1 protein-coding gene is annotated in these 3,345 nt (G+C 39.1%); it reads left to right on the forward strand.

Annotation, left to right across the window (positions count from 1 at the left end; genetic code table 11):
- On the forward strand, window positions 1-3,345 hold a 3,345-nt coding region (locus L2586_RS24305; RefSeq protein WP_235295608.1), incomplete at both ends, for a SprB repeat-containing protein.

The raw sequence follows: 3,345 nt of genomic DNA on the forward strand, positions 1-3,345 counted from the left end.
TCTACTATGTAGATGTAGTATCAGGGACTTGTCCATATACAGTGACCAGAACTTTCAGAGTACTGGATCCATGTTTAAATGAGACGATCTGTGTACAGACCATCACAATAGATGATACCACAGCACCAGTAGTAACTTGTCCAAGTGATGTCACCTTAGAATGTGATGGAGCAGGAAACGTAGATGAAATTAATGCTTGGTTAGCACTTGCAACTGCATCAGATGTATGTGGTGATCCAGTAATAACTAATGATTTTACAGGAGTTACCGGACCTTGTGAAGGAACAGGAACAGTTACTGTAACTTGGACAGCTGCAGATGAATGTGGTAACTTTATTACTTGTTCAGCAGTACTTACCATCCTTGACACAACAGACCCTACAGCAGATAACCCAGTTGATATCACAATTCAATTTATTGATGATATTCCAGTTGTGGATATTGAAGTTGTAATGAATGAGATGGATAATTGTGATCCTAACCCAACAGTAACTTACACTGGAGAAACGGACAATGGAGGAACAGGTTGTGATGGTGATCCATTGATTATCACTAGAATCTATAATATAGCTGATTGTACAGGTAACAATATTGATGTTGATCATGTAATAACTATTGAAGCTCCGGCTCTTGATTTATCAACATTTACTAATTCAATTCTTTGTACAGGCGCAGCAACTGGATCAATTGCTGTTGAAGCAAGTGGTGGTACTGCACCGTACACTTATGATTGGGACAATGATATATATGATGGACTGACAGATCTAGAAGACTTAATTGCAGGAACTTACACGGTTACCGTAACTGATGCGATAGGATGTACACTTGTGGAATCTATAGAGGTTACAGAAGTTGATGAAGCTTTAGATGTAGTTTTAGGACCTGAGAATCCTGTAATTTGTATAGATGGTGAAATTGTCATCTATGCAACAGTAACAGGAGGAACAACTCCATATACATATGCTTGGAATACAACAAATTTTGCAGATGACTCTATAAGAGTTTCAACTGCGGGAACATATTCAGTAACAGTAACGGATGCAAATGGATGTTCTGATGTTGAGAGTATAGAGTTAAATGTTATTACAAATCCTGAAATTGATAACCCTGGACCTTTAGAAGCTTGTGATAGTTTAGCATTACCAATTATTACTGGTACTGATTTAAGTGGAAATGAAGCTTATTATACAGAAGCAGATGGTCAAGGTACGCAATACAATGCGGGTGATTATATATATACTAGTACAACAATTTACATCTTCGATGAGACTGGAACTGAGCCAAATTGTTTTGATGAAGTTCAATTTGATGTAATCATTACAGATACACCAATTCTAGATCAACCAGATGGAGTAACTTCATGTGATGAATATGAGCTCCCTGGTATTACAGGAACAGGATTAAGTGGAAATGAAGCCTACTTTGATGGGCCTGGAGGCACAGGAAATACTTATGGACCTGGAGCAATTATATCAACAAGCACGACCCTTTATATTTATGATATTTTAAATGGTTGTCCTGCTGAAGTATCTTTCGATATTGATATTGTAGAAACACCAATAATAAATCCAGATTCAGGATTGGCTTGTGATAGTTTACAGTTACCTACAATTATGGGAACTGGAGTTGCAGGTGCAACATACTGGACAGGAATGGGCGGAACAGGTACAGAATATGTAGCAGGAGATTGGATCAGTACAAGCACAACATTATACATGTATGTAGCAGCAGGCGCTTGTTCAACTGAAGAGCCATTTGACATTGTAATTACTGAAACGCCAATAATTGACGACTTGGCGGGTACTGCTTGTGATTCATTTGAATTACCTACGATTACAGGTAGTGGTTTAAGTGGTACTGAAGCATACTATGATGGACCTGGCGGAACAGGAACACGATATACAGCAGGAGAGTTTATTACTTCTTCAACAACATTGTACATATATGATATAGTTGGAAGTTGTCCAGCAGAAGGCACGATTACCATTGACATAGTAGAAACACCAAGCATCGATCCTAATTCAGGTGCTGCATGTGATAGTTTACAATTACCAGCAATCACTGGAACAGGAACAGCAGGTGCCACATATTGGTCAATGTCAGGTGGAACAGGAACAGAATATTCGGAAGGAGATTGGATTTATTCTTCAACAACATTATATATGGTGGTGGCAGCTGGATCATGTTCAACGGAAGAACCGTTTGACATTGTTATTACTGAAACGCCAATAATTGACGACTTGGCTGGAACTGCGTGTGATTCATTTGAATTACCTACGATTACAGGAAGTGGTCTAAGTGGAAATGAAGCATACTATGATGGACCTGGCGGAACAGGAACACGATATACTGCAGGAGAATTTATTACTTCTTCAACAACATTGTACATATATGATATAGTCGGAAGTTGCCCAGCAGAAGGCACGATTACCATTGACATAGTAGAAACACCAAGCATCGATCCTAATTCAGGTGCTGCATGTGATAGTTTACAATTACCAGCAATCACTGGAACAGGAACAGCAGGTGCCACATATTGGTCAATGTCAGGTGGAACAGGAACAGAATATTCGGAAGGAGATTGGATTTATTCTTCAACAACATTATATATGGTTGTTGCAGCCGGATCATGTTCAACAGAAGAGCCATTTGTAATAACAATTACAGATACACCAGAACTTGATCCAATTTCCAATGTAACATCTTGTGATGAATATATTTTGCCTGAGATTACAGGAAACAACTTAAGTGGAAATGAATCCTATTGGACAGGAATGGGCGGAACAGGAACGCAATATATTGCTGGAGATGCGATCACAAGCACAACTACATTGTATGTTTATGATATCAATGGTACTTGTCCAGCTGAGAATTCATTTACTGTTGAAATAGTAGAAACACCGAGCATAGATCCTAATTCAGGAACAGCATGTGATAGTTTAGAGTTACCTCTAATCACAGGGGTAGGAGCTGGATCAGCAACATACTGGACAGGAATGGGCGGAACAGGAACTGAGTATGTAGCGGGTGACTTTATTAGCACAAATACAACATTATATATGTATGTAGCGGCAGGGTCATGTTCAACAGAAGAATCATTTGCAATCACGATTACACCGACAGCAGAAATAGATGGCGGAGCAGGCACAGCATGTGATGAGTTTGAACTACCAGCTATAACAGGCACAAACTTAGCAGGCGATGAAGCTTACTATACTGAGATGAATGGAGGCGGAACGGTATACAATGCAGGAGACTTAATAGATATGAGTCAGACATTATATATCTATGGTGATGATAATGGCTGTCCATCAGAAGCAGAGTTTATTGTAACCATAGTAGAAA

Source organism: Portibacter lacus (assembly GCF_021533215.1).
Lineage (GTDB): Bacteria > Bacteroidota > Bacteroidia > Chitinophagales > Saprospiraceae > Portibacter > Portibacter lacus.